The sequence below is a fragment of the Nocardioides fonticola genome (genome assembly GCF_039536805.1).
In the GTDB taxonomy this organism is placed as follows: Bacteria; Actinomycetota; Actinomycetes; order Propionibacteriales; family Nocardioidaceae; genus Nocardioides; species Nocardioides fonticola.
The window spans coordinates 159,539-174,702 of record NZ_BAAAZH010000028.1; the positions used below are offsets into that span (position 1 = coordinate 159,539).

Below are 15,164 nucleotides of genomic sequence, written 5' to 3' on the forward strand. Positions count from 1 at the left end.
GCTCGACCCAACCGACCGCGACTGAGAAGGACGCCCTGTGGCGATGATCTCCGGCGTCGTCGGGCTCTTCCGCGGCCGTCCGGTGCATCCGGTCGGCCCGGACGGCCGGATGGCGTTGTCCGACCACCTGCGTGAACTGCGGGGCCGGGTGCTGAAGGTGGCACTCGTCGTCTCGCTGGCCTTCATCATCGGCCTCTTCTACTTCCCGCAGCTCTTCGAGTTCGTCTCGGGCCCCTACGTCGATGCCCGGCAGGCGCTGCCGGCCGACCAGCGCACGCTCATCACCACCAACGGGGCCGGCGGCGGCCTCATGCTCCACCTCAAGCTCGCCGGCTTCGTCGCCGTCCTCGGCACCGCGCCGTTCTGGCTTTACCAGATCTGGGCCTTCGTGATGCCCGGCCTGCACGCCAACGAGCGCCGCTGGAGCTACATCTTCCTCGCCACCGGCATCCCGCTGTTCTTCGGCGGCGTGCTGCTCGGCTACCTCACGCTGCCGACCGGCCTGCGGGTGCTGTTGGGGCTGAACCCCGACGACGTCACGAACATCGTCGAGTTCGGCGACTACCTGCAGTTCTACACGCGCACGCTGCTGGTCTTCGGCCTGGCCTTCGAGATCCCGGTCTTCGTCGTCCTGCTCAACCGCGCCGGCATCGTCTCCGGCCGCACGCTGAGCCGCTACCGGCCCTGGGTCATCATCGGCATCTTCATCTTCGCCGCGGCCGCCACGCCGTCCACCGACCCCTTCACGATGTGCTTCATGGCGTTCCCCATGTGGTTCCTCTTCGAGATCTCCGTGGTGATCGCCCGTGTGAACGACCGCCGTCGCGACCGGCAGCGACCGGGGGCGGGGCTCTCGGTCGACGAGGCGTCGAAGCTGTGACGTCGGCGTCGGGGGCAGCCCGACCGCCGTGGCACGACGTCGATCCGTTCGACCTCCCCGAGTGGCTCGGCACGACCGAGGTCGTGTGGCGGGTCGGTGACCGCGCCGCGTGCGCCGCACACCGCCTGCCCGGCTCCCTGCTCCCCGAGACCGCCGGCCCGCCTGCGCTGGCCTGTGACGTGCTTGCCGTCGACGAGGCGTTCCCCGCGCCCGTGATGGAGGACGACCTGCGCACCCGCGCCCACCAAGCGTGGCGCCATGGCAGCATCGTCGTCCTCGCCCCGCATCCGGGGCCCGCGGACGCCGTCGTGGTGGCGGTTCCGGGACGCCGTATCGACGCCCCCGTAGCCTTCGAAGCGCTGGCCCGGCTCGCCCGGGCCGTGGGCGCCGACCCGCGACGGTGGTCGGTGCAGTGGCGCCTGGGAGGGGACGACGCATGACCGAGGAACTCAGCCCGGCGCAGCGCTACGCGGAGTACCGCCGTACCCAGGCCAACCCGGTGCTGCGCGACTTCCAGGCGATGTACGACTTCCCGCTCGACGACTTCCAGTTGCGGGCCTGCCAGGAGATCGAGGCCGGGCGCGGCGTGCTGGTCGCCGCCCCCACCGGGTCGGGCAAGACGATCGTCGGCGAGTTCGCGATACACCTGGCCCTGGCGACCGGCCGCAAGGCGTTCTACACCACGCCGATCAAGGCGCTGTCGAACCAGAAGTACGCCGACCTCGTGCGCCGCTACGGCCCCGAGCAGGTCGGCCTGCTGACCGGCGACAACGTCGTGAACGGCGAGGCCCCGATCGTCGTCATGACGACCGAGGTGCTGCGCAACATGCTCTACGCGGGCTCGCGCACCCTGCTCGGCCTGGGCTTCGTGGTGATGGACGAGGTGCACTACCTCGCCGACCGCTCCCGCGGCGCGGTGTGGGAGGAGGTCATCATCCACCTCCCCGAGTCGGTCACCCTCGTCTCCCTCTCGGCGACTGTCTCGAACGCCGAGGAGTTCGGCGAGTGGCTGGCCACCGTGCGCGGCGAGACGGCCACGCTGGTCGAGGAGCGGCGTCCGGTGCCGCTCTACCAGCACGTCCTGGTCGGACGCCGCCTGCTCGACCTCTTCGCCTCCTCCGACGTCGACGCCTCGGCCGGCTTCGTCAAGGAGGGCGCCCCCGTCAACGAGGAGCTGCTCAAGGTCGCCCGCGACGACTGGGCCTCCTCGCGCATCCGCGACCGCCGCTCGCCCAAGGGCCGCGGCGCTCCGGGCGGCAAGGGCAAGCAGGTCGGCAACGGTCGACGCGTCTGGCTTCCGAGCAGGCCCGACCTGATCGACCGGCTCCAGCGCGACGGGCTGCTGCCGGCGATCGTCTTCATCTTCAGCCGCGTCGGATGCGACGCCGCGGTCACGCAGTGCCTCCAGGCCGGCGTCCGGCTCACCACGCCGGAGGAGCGCGACGAGATCTACGCCTTCGTGGAGGAGTCCAGCCGGCACCTGCCGCCGGAGGACCTCCATGTGCTCGGGTACCACGACTTCCTCGACGCCGCCTCGCGCGGGATCGCCTCCCACCACGCGGGCATGCTCCCGGTGTTCAAGGAGATCGTCGAGGAACTGTTCCTGCGCGGCCTGTGCAAGGTCGTCTTCGCCACCGAGACCCTGGCACTGGGCATCAACATGCCGGCTCGCACCGTGGTCATCGAGAAGCTGACGAAGTGGAACGGCGAGACCCACGCCGACATCACGCCGGGGGAGTACACCCAGCTGGTGGGCCGGGCCGGACGCCGCGGACTCGACACCGAGGGGCACGGCGTCGTCCTGTGGCAGCCGGGCATGAACCCCCGCGAGCTGGCCGGTCTGGCCTCCACGCGCACCTACCCGCTGCGCTCGTCCTTCCGGCCCTCCTATAACATGGCCGTCAACCTCGTGCACCAGTTCGGCCGCGAGCGCGCCCGCGAACTGCTGGAGCAGTCCTTCGCCCAGTTCCAGGCCGACAAGGCCGTCGTCGGGCTGGCCCGTCAGCTCCGCAAGGCCCAGGAGGCCCTCGATGGCTACGCCGAGGCGGCCGCCTGCGATCGCGGCGACTTCATGGCCTACGCGGGTCTGCGACGGCGTATCGGCGAGCTCGAGAAGGGGGCCAGCCGGGCTCGGCGCGCCGATCAGCGCGCCGAGGCGGTGGCCTCCCTGGAGAAGCTGAAGCAGGGCGACGTCATCGTCGTCCCGACCGGCAAGTTCGCCGGCTACGCCGTGGTCGTCGATCCCGGGTGGTCCCCGGAAGGGCCCCGGCCCTACGTCGTGACCCTGGAGCGGCAGGCCCGCCGCCTGGCCATGATCGACTTCCCGACGCCGGTCGAGCCGGTGGCCCGATTGAAGGTCCCGCGCTCCTTCGACGGGCGCAATCCGCAGTCGCGGCGCGATCTCGCGGCCGCACTGCGCCGTCGCGTCCAGGAACTCCCGCCCCACACGGCCGCGCGATCGCGTGGTGCCGGCGCGCAGCCCAGCGAGTGGGAGGAGGAGGTCCGCGACCTGCGCACCCAGCTGCGCGCGCATCCCTGCCACGAGTGCCCCGATCGTGAGGACCACGCCCGCTGGGCCGAGCGCTGGTTCAAGCTCGAGCGCGACGCCGCCACCCTCGCGCGGCGCGTCGAACAGCGCACCAACACCGTCGCCCGCCTCTTCGACCGGGTCTGCGACGTGCTCACGACCCTGGGCTACCTCGACGGCGACGAGGTCACCGACCGCGGCATGCGCCTGCGGCGCATCTACTCCGAACTCGACCTGCTCGCCGCGGAATCCCTGCGGGCCGGCCTGTGGGACGAGCTCACGCCCTCCGGCCTGGCGGCCGCCCTCTCGACCCTGGTCTTCGAGGCGCGGCGTCCCGACGACGCCTCCGCACCCCGCCTGCCGGGCGGAGCCACGCAGGACGCCATCGCCGCGATGGTGCGCCTGTGGGGCCAGCTCGACGCGGTCGAGAAGGACAACCGGCTCGACTTCCTGCGCCCGCCCGACCTCGGCTTCGCCCAGATCGCCTACCGCTGGTGCGAGGGCGACGATCTCGACGAGGTGCTCGGCACCACCGAGCTGGCGGCCGGCGACTTCGTGCGCTGGATGAAGCAGTTGCTCGACCTCGCCGGCCAGATCGCCGACGCGGCGTCCGGCACGCCCCTGCGGGCGACGGCCCAGGAGGTCGTGCGACGGATGCGCCGCGGCGTGGTGGCCTACTCGGCGTTGGAGGACTGAGCCGGCTGATCCAGCTGGACCGTGAGGTCGGTCAGGCCGGTCAGGGCAGCACGGGTCGCCGGGTCGAGGCGGGCCACCCACTCCTGCTCGATCCGGTGCTCGGTGGCGCGGATCGTCGAGGCGATCGCGTGTCCGCGCGGGGAGAGTGCGGCCACGACCCGGCGCTTGTCGGCCGGGTCGATGCGCCGCACGACCAGCGCCCGTTCGACGAGGCGGTCCATGTGGCGGGTGAGCGTGGCGGCCGGCAGCACCGCGGCGGCGGCCAGCTCCGACATGCCGATGCCGGGGCGGGCGAGCAGCACCGAGACGATCTGCCAGTGCTCGGGGGACAGTCCGTGCTCGTGGAGGGACGGGATCAGCCGCTGGCCGAGCTCATGGGCGCCTCGACGCAGCTGGAGGGCGAGGCTGCCGCCCTCCGGTGGGCGCAGGTGCGAGTCGCTGGACGCAGGAGCGGTGAGCTGCTCGGTCATCGCGCACTCCGCTGACGCCGCGTCGGCGTGGGCGTCGACTTCGTCTCATCGTGCATCGGGAGCTCCCGTCCGGTCGCTGCCAAGACTAGGGTGTCGGGCAACAGCGGTCACCGTGGCCCGCCGTCCCGTGCTTGCGAGCATCGCCGACGAGGGAGTGCCCATGGTCCGTCCGCTCCCGATCGCGTTCGTGGTGCCCCTGCAGGGGCCGACCGGCATCTACGGTGCCTCCTGTCTGGCGTGCGGTGAGTTGGCCGTCGAACAGCTCAACGCCGCCGACGGCGTCCTGGGTCGTCCGGTCGAGCTGGTCGTCGTCGATGCCGGGCGCGGCCCCGCCGAGGTCGCCGAGGACGTCGGGGCGCTCGTCGACGCCGGCCGCGTCGAGGCGGTGGCCGGCTGGCACATCTCCGCGGTGCGCCAGGCGATCACCCGCCGGATCGGCGGGCGCGTGATCTACGCCTACGCCGCGATGCACGAGGGCCGCGACGACACCCCGGGCGTCTTCATGCTGGGCGAGCGGCCCCTCAACCAGCTGCTCCCCGCCGTGACCTGGATGCGCGAGCAGCTCGGCGTCGGTCGCTGGGCCATCGTCGGCAACGACTACGTCTTCCCGCGGGTCACGGGCGCGACCACCCGCCTGGCACTGGCCGACACGGCGTCCTCGATCGTCAGCGAGACCTACGTGCCGCTCGGCACCCAGCACTTCGGCGCCGTGCTCTCCGAGCTCGAACGCACCGAGTGCGACGGCGTCGTCATGCTGCTCATGGGGCAGGACGCCGTCCACTTCAACCGTCAGTTCGCCCGGCACGGTCTCGACCATCGTCTCGCGCGGCTCAGCCCCGCGGTCGAGGAGAACACGCTGCTCGGCGGCGGCGCGGGTGCGCATCGCAACCTGTACGCCGCAGCCGCCTACTTCGACAGCCTGAACACGCTGGAGAGCCATGAGCTCGCCCGCAGCTACCACGCCCGCTACGGTCCGTGGGCCCCGGCGCTCAACGCCGTCGGGGAGTCCTGCTACGAGGCGATCTGGTTCCTGGCCCGTGTCGCCGACCTGTGCGGGTCGCTCGAGATCGCCCGGCTGGGGCCCCTCACCGAGGGACATCACTACGACAGCCCCCGCGGGCTGCTCCGACTGGCCGGCAACCTCGTCGACCAGGACGTCTACCTGGCCGCCGCCGACGGCCTGGAGTTCGAGGTGCAGGAGCGCATCGCGACCGCGACCTGAGTGCCGGGTCATGGCGCGGTCACGGCTGCCAGGGCCGCGCTCCACCAGCCGGGATCGACCGCGTCGTGCGCGTCGTCGCAAAGCGAGCGCAGCAGCGTTCCCGGACCGTCGAGATCGAACCGCGCACCCGGCGTCCCGACGTCGTCGGGCAGGCGGACGCCGGCGACGAGCACCGAACCGACGACCCGCCGGTCGCCGAGGGACAGGCGTGCCACCCGACGCTGATCGAGCGCCAGACCGTCGAGGAACAGGGGGCGGCCGGCCCGACGCACCTCCAGGTCGCTGTGCACGCAGCCGCCGACCGGTTCGCCGTGGCGACCGAGAACCAGCGTCTCGCGCAGCGCGAGACGCGCGGTCCCACCGAGCTCGACCCGCGTCGCGCGATGGGTGGTCGACCCGGCAGCGGCCACGAACTGCCGCCCCGCCCACGTGAGGGTGCCGCCGTCCTCGACCTCGACGTCGACCCGCCACAGCGCCGAGCCGCCCCGCATGTCGTAGGCGACGGTGCCGCCCGGCTCGACGATCTCCACCGTCGACCCCGCCCCCACGTGCACCTGGAGGTGCACGGCGTCGTCGGCCAGCAGCAGCGCGCCGTCCGGGACGAGCGAGATGCGGGTGACCGAGGAGCCCGGCAGCGGACAGAGCATCGGCCGCATGACCGGACGGCCGGGCGCACCCGAGGCCTCCAGGTGCACCCGGTCGCGGACCCCGACGCGTTCGACGGCGATCCGGGTGTGGGAACCGTCAGTGAGCGTGCGCATGGGTGTGGACGACGCCGTCGCCGTGCGAGTGCGGGGCCATCGGACCGGGATCGGCCGGCTCCAGCGTTCCGGCGCGGTAGGTCGCCAGGCGCCCGCGCACCCAGTCGACGAGGGCGGCCACCGACCGGGGATCGGTACGGGAGAGGGCGATGACGGGTCGGCCGTCGCGGACCGATCCGGCGTCGCGCACCATCTGCTTGGGATCGACCCCGACATGCGGTGCGAGATCGGTCTTGTTGACGACCAGCAGGTCGGCACGGGTGATGCCGGGCCCTCCCTTGCGCGCGACGTCGCCGCCGCCGGCGACGTCGATGAGGAAGATCTGGGTGTCGACGAGCGCGGGGGAGAAGGTGGCGGTGAGGTTGTCGCCGCCGGACTCGACCAGCACGATGTCGAGGCCGGGGAAGTCGGCCTCGAGCTCCTCGACGGCCATGAGGTTGGCGGTGATGTCGTCGCGGATGGCGGTGTGCGGGCAGGCGCCGGTCTCCACGGCGCGGATCCGCTCGGCGTCCAGCACCCCGGCGGAGCGCAGGAAGCGGGCGTCCTCGTCGGTGTAGATGTCGTTGGTGACCACGCCCAGGGCGAGGTCGCCGGAGAGTTCGCGGCACAGCAACGCGATGAGCGAGCTCTTGCCGGTGCCGACGGGGCCGCACACGCCCAGACGCAGGGATCGGGTGGAGTCAGGCACGGAACAACCTCCGGGTGCTCACGGCGTGGGCCTGCGCCCACGCCTCGATCTGGGGAGAACCGATCCGGGGGATCCGGTCGGGGTCGGTCAGGGTCGCCACGCGCTCGGCCATCGCCTCGATCTCCGGGGCGGCGTCGAGCACCCATGCGGTCGCATCCGCGGGGTCCATGGGGGTGAGCTTGAGGGCCGCGGCCACCACGGTCTGGACGTCGTCGTACCCGACGATGCGGGCGAGGGTGATCGGCCGCAGCGCACCGGCCTGGGCCGCCGCCGCCAGGACGACGGCACGTGGCGCGGCGGGCAGGTCGGCCACCGCCGCGATGGCGGGCTCGTGCGGCCACAGGCGGACCAGGAGCCGCAGCAGCGCACGGCCCTGGTGCCGGGCGACCTCGCGCAGCGCCGGGCTGGGCGTCCGCGCCGTCCAGGCCTCGACCACGCTCGCCAGGTCGTGACCCGCGCGGAGGTGATGGAGCGCCACGACCGCGGTGCCGGCCTCGATGGCCGTGACGGTGGCGAGCCGGAGCTCGAGGTAGACCGGCACGTCGGCGGGCTCCATCCCGTCGGCCAGCGCGGGCTCGAGTCCGGCGGACTGGGTGTGGCCGGCGACCGGCAGCCGGGCGTCGGCCAGCAGCATCGCGACGATCTCGGCCGGGGCGCTGCGAGCGGAGGAGGACGTCATCGCGGCCGGGTCAGAACAGCGAGTAGAGCTGCGCGAGCGGCAGGCTGGTGGCCGGGGCGGGCTCGACGAGTTCGCCGTCGACGGTGATGGCGAAGGTCTCGGGGTCGATGACGATGGTCGGCAGGTAGGAGTTGTTGACCATGTCGGCCTTCGTCAGGTCCCGCGTCGGTCGGACGCCGAGGAGGCGTCGTCGCAGCCCGAGGCGGTCGGCGAGCCCGTCCTCGAGCGCGGACGGCGCCACGAAGGTCACCGCGTGGTCGGCGCCCGAACCCTCGGACGGGTCGATCAGCGTCGGGCGCATGAGCTGCGGCTGCGGGGTCGGGATCGAGGCGTTGGGATCGCCCAGCGCGCCCCACACGAGGGCACCGCCCTTCATGACGACCTGGGGCCGGATGCCGAAGAACCGCGGGTCCCACAGCACGAGGTCGGCGAGCTTGCCGGGTTCGATCGACCCGACCTCGTGGTCGATGCCGTGGGCGATCGCCGGGTTGATCGTGTACTTGGCGACGTACCGCTTGGCCCGGACGTTGTCGGCGGGGCCGCCGAGGTCGCCGTAGCGCGCCTTCATCACGTGCGCGACCTGCCAGGTGCGGCACACGACCTCGCCGATGCGCCCCATCGCCTGGGCGTCGGAGCTGGTGACCGAGAGGGCGCCGAGGTCATGGAGCAGGTCCTCGGCCGCGATGGTGGTCGCCCGGATCCGCGACTCGGCGAAGGCGAGGTCCTCGGGTACGCGGGGGTTGAGGTGGTGGCAGACCATCAGCATGTCGAGGTGCTCGGCCACGGTGTTGACCGTGTGCGGCAGCGTCGGGTTGGTCGAACCGGGGATGACGTGGGGGAGCGAGGCCACCGCCAGGATGTCGGGCGCGTGACCGCCGCCGGCGCCCTCGGCGTGGAAGGCGTGGATGCCGCGACCCCCGATCGCCGCGAGGGTCGACTCCAGGTAGCCCGCCTCGTTGAGGGAGTCCGAGTGCAGCGCGACCTGGAGGCCGTGCTCCTCGGCCGCCGCGAGGGCGGCATCGATCGCGGCCGGCGTCGATCCCCAGTCCTCGTGCACCTTGTAGGCGGCGGCACCCGCGAACGCCTGCTCGGCCAACGCGGGCGCGGAGACGGTGTTGCCCTTGCCCATCAGCAGCACGTTGACCGGCAGGGTGTCCAGCGCGCGGTGCACCGTCTGGAGGTGCCAGGCGCCGGGTGTCACGGTCGTCGCCTTCGACCCCTCCGACGGACCGGTGCCGCCACCTCCGACGGTGGTGATCCCCGTCGAGAGGGCCTCCACGATCTGCGAGCGGGAGAGGAAGTGCACGTGCACGTCGATGGCGCCCGCGGTCAGGATGCGACCCTCGCCGGAGACGACGTCGGTCGAGGGTCCGATGAGCAGCTCCGGGTGGACGCCGTCGGAGATGTCGGGGTTGCCGGCCCGGCCGAGCGCCACGATCCGGCCCTCGCGGATGCCGACGTCGGCACGGACGACGCCCCAGTGGTCGAGGACGATCGCATTGGTGATCACGGTGTCGAGCGCACCCTCGGCGCGCGTCGCCGTCCCCTGGGCCATGGACTCGCGGATGGACTTGCCGCCGCCGAACACGGCCTCGTCGCCACCGACGGTCAGGTCGTCCTCGACCTCGATCCACAGATCGGTGTCGCCCAGGCGCACCTGGTCGCCGGTGGTCGGGCCGAACAGCGCCGCGTAGCGGGCTCGGGAGATGCGCACTCACCGCTCCTTGATCGAGATGCCGGGAACATGGCGGCGACCGCCGAAGGGGACGACGTCGAGCGCGCGGGAGGCGCCGGGCTCGAAGCGCTGCGAGGTGCCGCTCGGGATGTCGAGATGGCACCCGAGGGCGGCGGCGCGGTCGAACTCCAGACTCGGGTTCACGTCGGGCAGATGGATGTGCGACCCGATCTGGATCGGGCGGTCGCCGGTGTTGACGAACACCAGGCGCTGCACGGGCTTGCCGACGTTGAGGTCGATCTCGCCGGGGGCGACGCGCAAGGCGCCGGGCCCGGTCTCGGAGGGGGCGGACATCGAGGTCTCCTCGGTCGGTCAGGCGATCGGCTGGTGGAGGGTGACGAGCTTGCGTCCGTCGGGGAAGGTGGCCTCGACCTGGATGTCGGTGAGCATCTCGGCCACCCCGGGCATCACCTGGTCGCGACGCAGCACCTCGCGGCCGGCCGTCATGAGGTCGGGCACGCTGCGGCCCTCGCGGGCGCGTTCGATCACCCAGGTGCTCAACAGGGCCACGGTCTCGGGGTGGTTGAGCAGCACACCGCGCTCGAGGCGGTCGCGCGCGACCATCCCCGCGACCGCCAGCAGCAGCTTCTCGGTGTCGGCGGGAGTCAGATGCATCCGGCGGCCCCCTCAGACGGCCATGGCGGCGCGGACGGCGTCCAGGGCGTCGGGACCGCCGACGCCGCTGGAGGTGATCCGGCCGGACTCGAGCACGTAGTAGGAGTCGGTGCTGCGCAACGCGAACCCCACGTGCTGCTCGACGAGCAGGACGGAGAGGTCGCCGCGTCCGCTGAGCGCGGCGATGACGCTCTCGATCTCGGCCACGACGTTGGGCTGGATGCCCTCGGTGGGCTCGTCGAGGATCAGCAGCTTCGGCTCGGTCAGCAGCGTGCGGGCGATCGCCAGCTGCTGGCGCTGGCCGCCCGAGAGCAGCCCCGCCCGGCGTCCCAGCAGCTCGCGCAGCGCGGGGAAGGTGTCGAGCACCCCGTCGATGCGCGAGCGGTCGGTGGTGACGAGCTGGAGGTTCTCCAGGGTCGTCATCTGCGGGAAGCTCAGCTGCCCCTGGGGCACGTACCCGAGCCCGCGGCGCACACGGGCGTGCGGGCGCAGCTTGGTGACGTCCTCGCCGTCGAGCAGGACGGCGCCGCTGCGCACGGGCAGGAGCCCCACCGCGACCCGCAGCAGGGTGGTCTTGCCGGCGCCGTTGTGGCCCATCAGCGCCACCCCCTCGCCGGCAGGCACGGTGAGGTCGACGTTGTTGATCACCATGCTGCGCCCGTAGCCGGCGGTGACGTCGACGAACTGGAGCTTGGGTTCACTCATGGGTCGCCCCTTCGGTGCTGCGGCCCAGGTAGACCTCCTGGACCTGCGGGTTGGCCTGGATCTCGGCGACGGTGCCCTCGGCGAGCACCTTCCCGGCGTGCAGCACCGTCACGACGTCGGCGTACTTCCGCACGAACTCCATGTCGTGCTCGATGACGACGATGGTGCGATCGGGTGCGATCCGCCGCAGCAGCTCGCCAGTCTCCTCGCGCTCCTCGTGGCTCATGCCGGCCACCGTCTCGTCGAGGAACATCACCTTGGCGTCCTGCACGAGCAGCATGCCGATCTCCAACCACTGCTTCTGACCGTGGGCGAGGATGCCCGCCGGCCGATCGCGCAGATCGGCGAGACCGACGGTCTCCATCGCCTCCTGCACGTAGGCGGGGATGCCCTTGCGGGCCCTGACCATGCCCCAGGCGCGGCGGTGGACGCCGCCGGCGATGTCGAGGTTCTGGAGAACGGTCAGCTCCTCGAAGACCGTGGCGGTCTGGAAGGTGCGCCCGACGCCCGCCCGGGAGATCTGGTGGGACTTCAAGGACAGCAGATCCTTGTTGCCGTAGCGGGCGTACCCGGTGCCCTGGACGAGGCCGGTCAGGGCGTCGACCAGGGTCGTCTTCCCGGCTCCGTTGGGGCCGATGAGGAAGTGGATGCGCCCCTGGAGGAAGGTGACGTCGACCTCGGAGTTGGCCTTGAAGCCGTCGAAGTCGACGGTCAGCCCCTGCACCTCGACGTAGTCCTGGCCGCTCATGCCGCGCTCCTTCGGGACGTGACGAGACGGGCCGCGCGCCGGGGGAGCGAGGTGAGTCCCTCGGGGAGCAGCAGCGTGACGACGATGAACATGAGCGCGAGCACGTAGATCCAGCCGTTCTCGTAGCGCTCGGAGAGCGTCGATCGGCCGTACCCGAGCAGCAGGGCACCCAGAGCGGGACCGAACAGCGATGCCCGGCCTCCGAGCGCCACGCCCGCGATCAGGAGGATGGACGCCGCGGCGCCGATCTCCTTGGGCGAGATGATGCCGGCGATCGGCACGAACAGCGCGCCGGCGATGCTCGCCATCACGGCCGCGATCACGTAGGCGACGAGCTTGATGTTGGCGGGGTCGTAGCCCAGGAACCGCACGCGCTCCTCGGCGTCCCGGGTGGCCACCAGCAGTTCGCCGAACCGGCTGCGGTAGAGCTGCCAGACCAGCAGCAGGCAGCCGATGAGCACACCCGCCGCGATGGTGTAGATCATGCGGCGGTTGACCGGGTCGGCGAGGTCGTAGCCGAAGAACGACTTGAAGTCGCTGAGCCCGGTGTCGCCGCCAGTGAGCTTGATGGTGCCGCCGATGAGGTAGGCCAGGGCGACCGCCAGGGCCTGGGAGAGGATCGCGAAGTAGGCGCCCTTGACCCGGCGCTTGAAGATCGCAGCGCCGAGCACGCCGGCCACCAGCAGGGGCGCGACCACGATCGCGATCAGCGTGAACGCACCGCTGCGGAACGGCTCCCAGAAGCCGGGCAGGGGAGCGAGCGGGTCGTAGAGGATCATGAACACCGGGACGCCGTCCGGGCCCGCGGACTCCAGGGTCAGGTGCATCGCCATCGCGTAGGCGCCCAGGGCGAAGTAGACGCCCTGGCCCATCAGCAGCATGCCGCCGCGCCCCCAGGCCAGACCGATGCCGACGGCCACGATCGCCCAGCAGCAGTACTTGCCGAGGTTGTTGAGCCGGAAGTCGTCGAGGACGCCGGGGGCGACCACGAGCAGCAACAGCGCGAGGACGCCGATCCCGACCAGCGATCCCCAGGGCTGCGCGGGTCCGAGGCGGCGACGCACGAGAGCGGGGAGCGAGGACGTCGTCCCGGTGCGGTCGGCGTGGGCGGCGCTCATGCCAGACCCCGCGTCCGCACGGTGAACAGGCCTTGCGGCTTGACCTGGAGGAAGACGACGACCAGCACGAAGGTCATCACCGAGGCCAGGCTGCCGGTGGTCCAGTCGGCGAAGTAGGCGGTGACGACGCCGACCGCCCAGGCGGCGATGACCGTACCGCGCAGCTGGCCGAGTCCGCCGGCGACGACCACGAGGAAGGCCAGGATGATGTAGCGGGTGCCGAGTTGGCTGTTGGTGCCGCCGATGAGGGAGGCGGCGACGCCGCCGAGGCCGGCGAGTCCGGAGCCGATGAAGAAGGTCAGCCGGTCGACCGAGCGGGTGGCGATGCCGAGGGTCTCGGCCAGCGCGCGGTTCTGCACCGTGGCGCGGATGCGGCGTCCGAAGGTGGTGTAGCGCAGCAGGGCGCCGAGGCCGGCCAGGCAGATGCCGGCCAGCACGATGGTGAAGATCTGGCGCAACGGCCAGGCGTAGCCCAGCACGTCGAGCTGGCCGTCGAGCAGGCCGGGCTTCTCGACCGGGACGCCGCTCGGGTAGAGCTGGAGGAAGACCTGCTGGAGACCGAGGCTCACCCCGACCGTGGCGAGCAGGGTGTCGAGCGGTCGGTCGTACATCCACTGGATGATCGTGACCTCGAGCAGCAGGCCGAGCAGCCCGGCGAAGACGAAGGCGACCGGCAGGGCGAGGAGGATCGAGAGGTCGGTGTTCGTCACGACCTGCTGGGTCCAGTAAGCGCAGACGGCGCCGGCGAGCAGGAACTCACCGTGCGCCATGTTGATGACGCCCATCTGTCCGAAGGTCAGCGCGAGGCCGAGGGCGGCGATGAGCAGCAGCGCGCCGTCGGCCGTGCCGTTGAGGAGTGGTGCGATGAGGGATTCCATGCCTGCCTTCCGACGGGGCGGTGGAGCGGAGGTGCGGGCGGCCGGGAGGCCCCGCGTCGCTGGACGCGGGACCTCCCGGTGCGGGGGCCGGTTGCGGTGCGCGGGTCAGCCGGCGGCGGCGACGAGCGCCTTGCGGGTCTCCTCGGGGAACCAGGAGTAGCCCTCGAGGAACGGGTCGGGCTCGATCGGGGCGTCGGAGGACCAGACGATGTCGAACTGGTTGTCGCTGTTGATCTGGCCGATGAGACCCGTCTTGCTGATGTGGTGGTTCTCGCCGTCGATGACGACGGTGCCCTCGGGAGCGTCGAACGAGACGCCGTCCGCGGCGGCGTTGATGTCGTCGACGTCGAAGGACTGCGCCTTCTCGACCATCGCCTTGTAGAGGTACATCGAGGTGTAGGCGGCCTCCATCGGGTCGGAGGTGACGTCGCTGGGGCCGTCGTAGGCGACCCAGTCCTGGATGAACTTCTCGTTCGCCGGGCTCTGCACCGACTCGAAGTAGTTCCAGGCGGCGTACTGGCCGGTGACGTCGGCACCCATGTTGGGCGCCTCCTCCTCGGCGATGGAGACCGAGATGATCGGCGTGGTCTCGGCGGTCAGGCCCGCGTCGGTGTAGGCCTTGATGAAGCCGACGTTGGAGGAGCCGTTGATGGTGTTGAAGATGAAGTCCGGCTTCGCGTCGACGATCTTGGCGACCTGCGTCGTCCAGTCGTCCTTGTCGAGCGGCACGTACTCCTCGCCGACGATCTCGATGCCGAGCTCCGCGGCGTAGAGCTTGATGATCGCGTTGGCGGTGCGCGGGAAGACGTAGTCCGACCCGGCGAGGAAGAGCGTCTTGACGCCCTGGGACTTCAAGAACTCCATCGCGGGCAGGATCTGCTGGTTCGTGGTCGCGCCGGTGTAGTAGATGTTCTTCGACGCCTCCAGGCCCTCGTACTGGACGGGGTAGAAGAGCAGGCTGTTGTACTTCTCGACGACCGGCTTCATGGCCTTGCGGGAGGACGACGTCCAGCCGCCGAAGACGGCCGCGACGCAGTCGGAGGTGATGAGCTTCTCGGTCTTCTCCGCGAAGGTCGGCCAGTCGGTGGCGCCGTCCTCCTGCACGAGCTCGATCTGCTTGCCCATGATGCCGCCGGCGGCGTTGATCTCGTCGGCGGCCATGTGCAGCACCGCCGACACGGTCTTCTCCGAGATGGCCATGGCGCCGGTCAGCGAGTTGATGAGTCCGAGCTTGACGGTGTCGCCCGAGGTGTCGACGCAGCTCTCGGCGGCGCTCGCCGTGCTGTCGGAGTCACCGGACTTGGAGCCGCCGCAGGCGGCGAGGCTCAGCGTGGCGGCGAGCGCGAGGGCGGTTCCCGCGGCGAGGCGGGATCGGGTTCGGAGCACTGGGACAACCTCTCGGTTCGGTGGCCTGCGGGCGTGGGTCGCAGGCTCGGCCTTGA

16 protein-coding genes are annotated in these 15,164 nt (G+C 71.4%); 4 read left to right on the top strand and 12 right to left on the bottom strand.

Translation table 11 applies throughout. The features are described from left to right. Positions 1 to 43 precede the first annotated feature (43 nt). The 3 genes from tatC to ABD671_RS17980 are packed head-to-tail and all read left to right on the top strand — an operon-like array spanning position 44 to position 4,103. Entirely contained in the window at positions 44 to 880 is an 837-nt protein-coding gene (tatC, locus tag ABD671_RS17970; protein ID WP_344735026.1) for a twin-arginine translocase subunit TatC, read from the top strand. Continuing rightward, the gene (locus tag ABD671_RS17975; RefSeq protein ID WP_344734820.1) at positions 877 to 1,320 is read left to right on the top strand and encodes a hypothetical protein; all 444 of its coding nucleotides are present in this window, start codon (positions 877 to 879) and stop codon (positions 1,318 to 1,320) included. Before tatC ends, ABD671_RS17975 begins: the two co-directional genes overlap by 4 nt. Beyond that, entirely contained in the window at positions 1,317 to 4,103 is a 2,787-nt protein-coding gene (locus tag ABD671_RS17980; RefSeq protein WP_344734821.1) for a DEAD/DEAH box helicase, read from the top strand. The genes ABD671_RS17975 and ABD671_RS17980 overlap by 4 nt, the downstream gene beginning before the upstream one ends. Here the strand turns inward: ABD671_RS17980 and ABD671_RS17985 are convergent. Further along, a complete protein-coding gene (locus tag ABD671_RS17985; RefSeq protein WP_344734822.1) occupies positions 4,082 to 4,573 on the bottom strand; it encodes a MarR family winged helix-turn-helix transcriptional regulator in 492 nt (163 codons plus the stop codon). The two genes, ABD671_RS17980 and ABD671_RS17985, sit on opposite strands and share 22 nt — an antisense overlap. A 160-nt stretch (positions 4,574 to 4,733) precedes the next feature. Between ABD671_RS17985 and ABD671_RS17990 the strand changes: the two genes are divergently transcribed. Next, a complete protein-coding gene (locus ABD671_RS17990) occupies positions 4,734 to 5,795 on the top strand; it encodes a substrate-binding domain-containing protein (protein ID WP_344734823.1) in 1,062 nt (353 codons plus the stop codon). 8 nt (positions 5,796 to 5,803) lie between these two features. Here ABD671_RS17990 and ABD671_RS17995 read toward each other — a convergent pair whose 3' ends face one another. From ABD671_RS17995 to urtA, 11 genes are all read right to left on the bottom strand, one after another. Beyond that, positions 5,804 to 6,556 carry an urease accessory protein UreD gene (locus ABD671_RS17995; protein WP_344734824.1) on the bottom strand — a complete coding sequence of 251 codons (753 nt, stop codon included), beginning with the start codon at positions 6,554 to 6,556 and terminating at the stop codon, positions 5,804 to 5,806. Beyond that, positions 6,540 to 7,244 (bottom strand): urease accessory protein UreG, encoded by a 705-nt coding sequence (gene ureG, locus ABD671_RS18000; RefSeq protein ID WP_344734825.1) that lies wholly within the window; start codon positions 7,242 to 7,244, stop codon positions 6,540 to 6,542. Before ureG ends, ABD671_RS17995 begins: the two co-directional genes overlap by 17 nt. Beyond that, entirely contained in the window at positions 7,237 to 7,923 is a 687-nt protein-coding gene (locus ABD671_RS18005) for an urease accessory protein UreF (protein WP_344734826.1), read from the bottom strand. The genes ureG and ABD671_RS18005 overlap by 8 nt, the downstream gene beginning before the upstream one ends. 10 nt (positions 7,924 to 7,933) lie before the next feature. Beyond that, the gene (locus ABD671_RS18010; RefSeq protein ID WP_344734827.1) at positions 7,934 to 9,637 is read right to left on the bottom strand and encodes an urease subunit alpha; all 1,704 of its coding nucleotides are present in this window, start codon (positions 9,635 to 9,637) and stop codon (positions 7,934 to 7,936) included. Then, positions 9,638 to 9,952 (bottom strand): urease subunit beta, encoded by a 315-nt coding sequence (gene ureB, locus ABD671_RS18015; RefSeq protein ID WP_344734828.1) that lies wholly within the window; start codon positions 9,950 to 9,952, stop codon positions 9,638 to 9,640. A gap of 18 nt (positions 9,953 to 9,970) precedes the next feature. Beyond that, positions 9,971 to 10,273 (bottom strand): urease subunit gamma, encoded by a 303-nt coding sequence (locus ABD671_RS18020; RefSeq protein WP_344734829.1) that lies wholly within the window; start codon positions 10,271 to 10,273, stop codon positions 9,971 to 9,973. A gap of 12 nt (positions 10,274 to 10,285) precedes the next feature. Continuing rightward, positions 10,286 to 10,978, bottom strand: coding sequence for an ATP-binding cassette domain-containing protein (locus ABD671_RS18025; RefSeq protein WP_344734830.1), 693 nt, complete (start codon positions 10,976 to 10,978; stop codon positions 10,286 to 10,288). After that, complete coding sequence (urtD, locus tag ABD671_RS18030; RefSeq protein WP_344734831.1) at positions 10,971 to 11,726, bottom strand: urea ABC transporter ATP-binding protein UrtD; 756 nt, start codon at positions 11,724 to 11,726, stop codon at positions 10,971 to 10,973. Before urtD ends, ABD671_RS18025 begins: the two co-directional genes overlap by 8 nt. Further along, positions 11,723 to 12,844 (bottom strand): urea ABC transporter permease subunit UrtC, encoded by a 1,122-nt coding sequence (gene urtC / locus ABD671_RS18035; RefSeq protein ID WP_344734832.1) that lies wholly within the window; start codon positions 12,842 to 12,844, stop codon positions 11,723 to 11,725. Before urtC ends, urtD begins: the two co-directional genes overlap by 4 nt. Next, a complete protein-coding gene (urtB, locus tag ABD671_RS18040) occupies positions 12,841 to 13,722 on the bottom strand; it encodes an urea ABC transporter permease subunit UrtB (RefSeq protein ID WP_344734833.1) in 882 nt (293 codons plus the stop codon). The genes urtC and urtB overlap by 4 nt, the downstream gene beginning before the upstream one ends. A gap of 105 nt (positions 13,723 to 13,827) precedes the next feature. Beyond that, positions 13,828 to 15,108, bottom strand: a complete 1,281-nt coding sequence (gene urtA / locus ABD671_RS18045; RefSeq protein ID WP_344734834.1) for an urea ABC transporter substrate-binding protein — start codon at positions 15,106 to 15,108, stop codon at positions 13,828 to 13,830. Between the last annotated feature and the right edge of the window lie 56 nt (positions 15,109 to 15,164).

Coding starts and splice junctions, on each gene's coding strand:
- ABD671_RS18020 (WP_344734829.1), bottom strand. CDS start 10,273: ATGCATCTGACTCCCGCCGACACCGAGAAGCTGCTGCTGGCGGTCGCG.
- ABD671_RS17990 (WP_344734823.1), top strand. CDS start 4,734: ATGGTCCGTCCGCTCCCGATCGCGTTCGTGGTGCCCCTGCAGGGGCCG.
- ABD671_RS17995 (WP_344734824.1), bottom strand. CDS start 6,556: ATGCGCACGCTCACTGACGGTTCCCACACCCGGATCGCCGTCGAACGC.
- urtD (WP_344734831.1), bottom strand. CDS start 11,726: ATGAGCGGCCAGGACTACGTCGAGGTGCAGGGGCTGACCGTCGACTTC.
- urtB (WP_344734833.1), bottom strand. CDS start 13,722: ATGGAATCCCTCATCGCACCACTCCTCAACGGCACGGCCGACGGCGCG.
- tatC (WP_344735026.1), top strand. CDS start 44: ATGATCTCCGGCGTCGTCGGGCTCTTCCGCGGCCGTCCGGTGCATCCG.
- ureB (WP_344734828.1), bottom strand. CDS start 9,952: ATGTCCGCCCCCTCCGAGACCGGGCCCGGCGCCTTGCGCGTCGCCCCC.
- ABD671_RS17980 (WP_344734821.1), top strand. CDS start 1,317: ATGACCGAGGAACTCAGCCCGGCGCAGCGCTACGCGGAGTACCGCCGT.
- urtC (WP_344734832.1), bottom strand. CDS start 12,844: ATGAGCGCCGCCCACGCCGACCGCACCGGGACGACGTCCTCGCTCCCC.
- ABD671_RS17985 (WP_344734822.1), bottom strand. CDS start 4,573: ATGACCGAGCAGCTCACCGCTCCTGCGTCCAGCGACTCGCACCTGCGC.
- ABD671_RS18025 (WP_344734830.1), bottom strand. CDS start 10,978: ATGAGTGAACCCAAGCTCCAGTTCGTCGACGTCACCGCCGGCTACGGG.
- ABD671_RS18005 (WP_344734826.1), bottom strand. CDS start 7,923: ATGACGTCCTCCTCCGCTCGCAGCGCCCCGGCCGAGATCGTCGCGATG.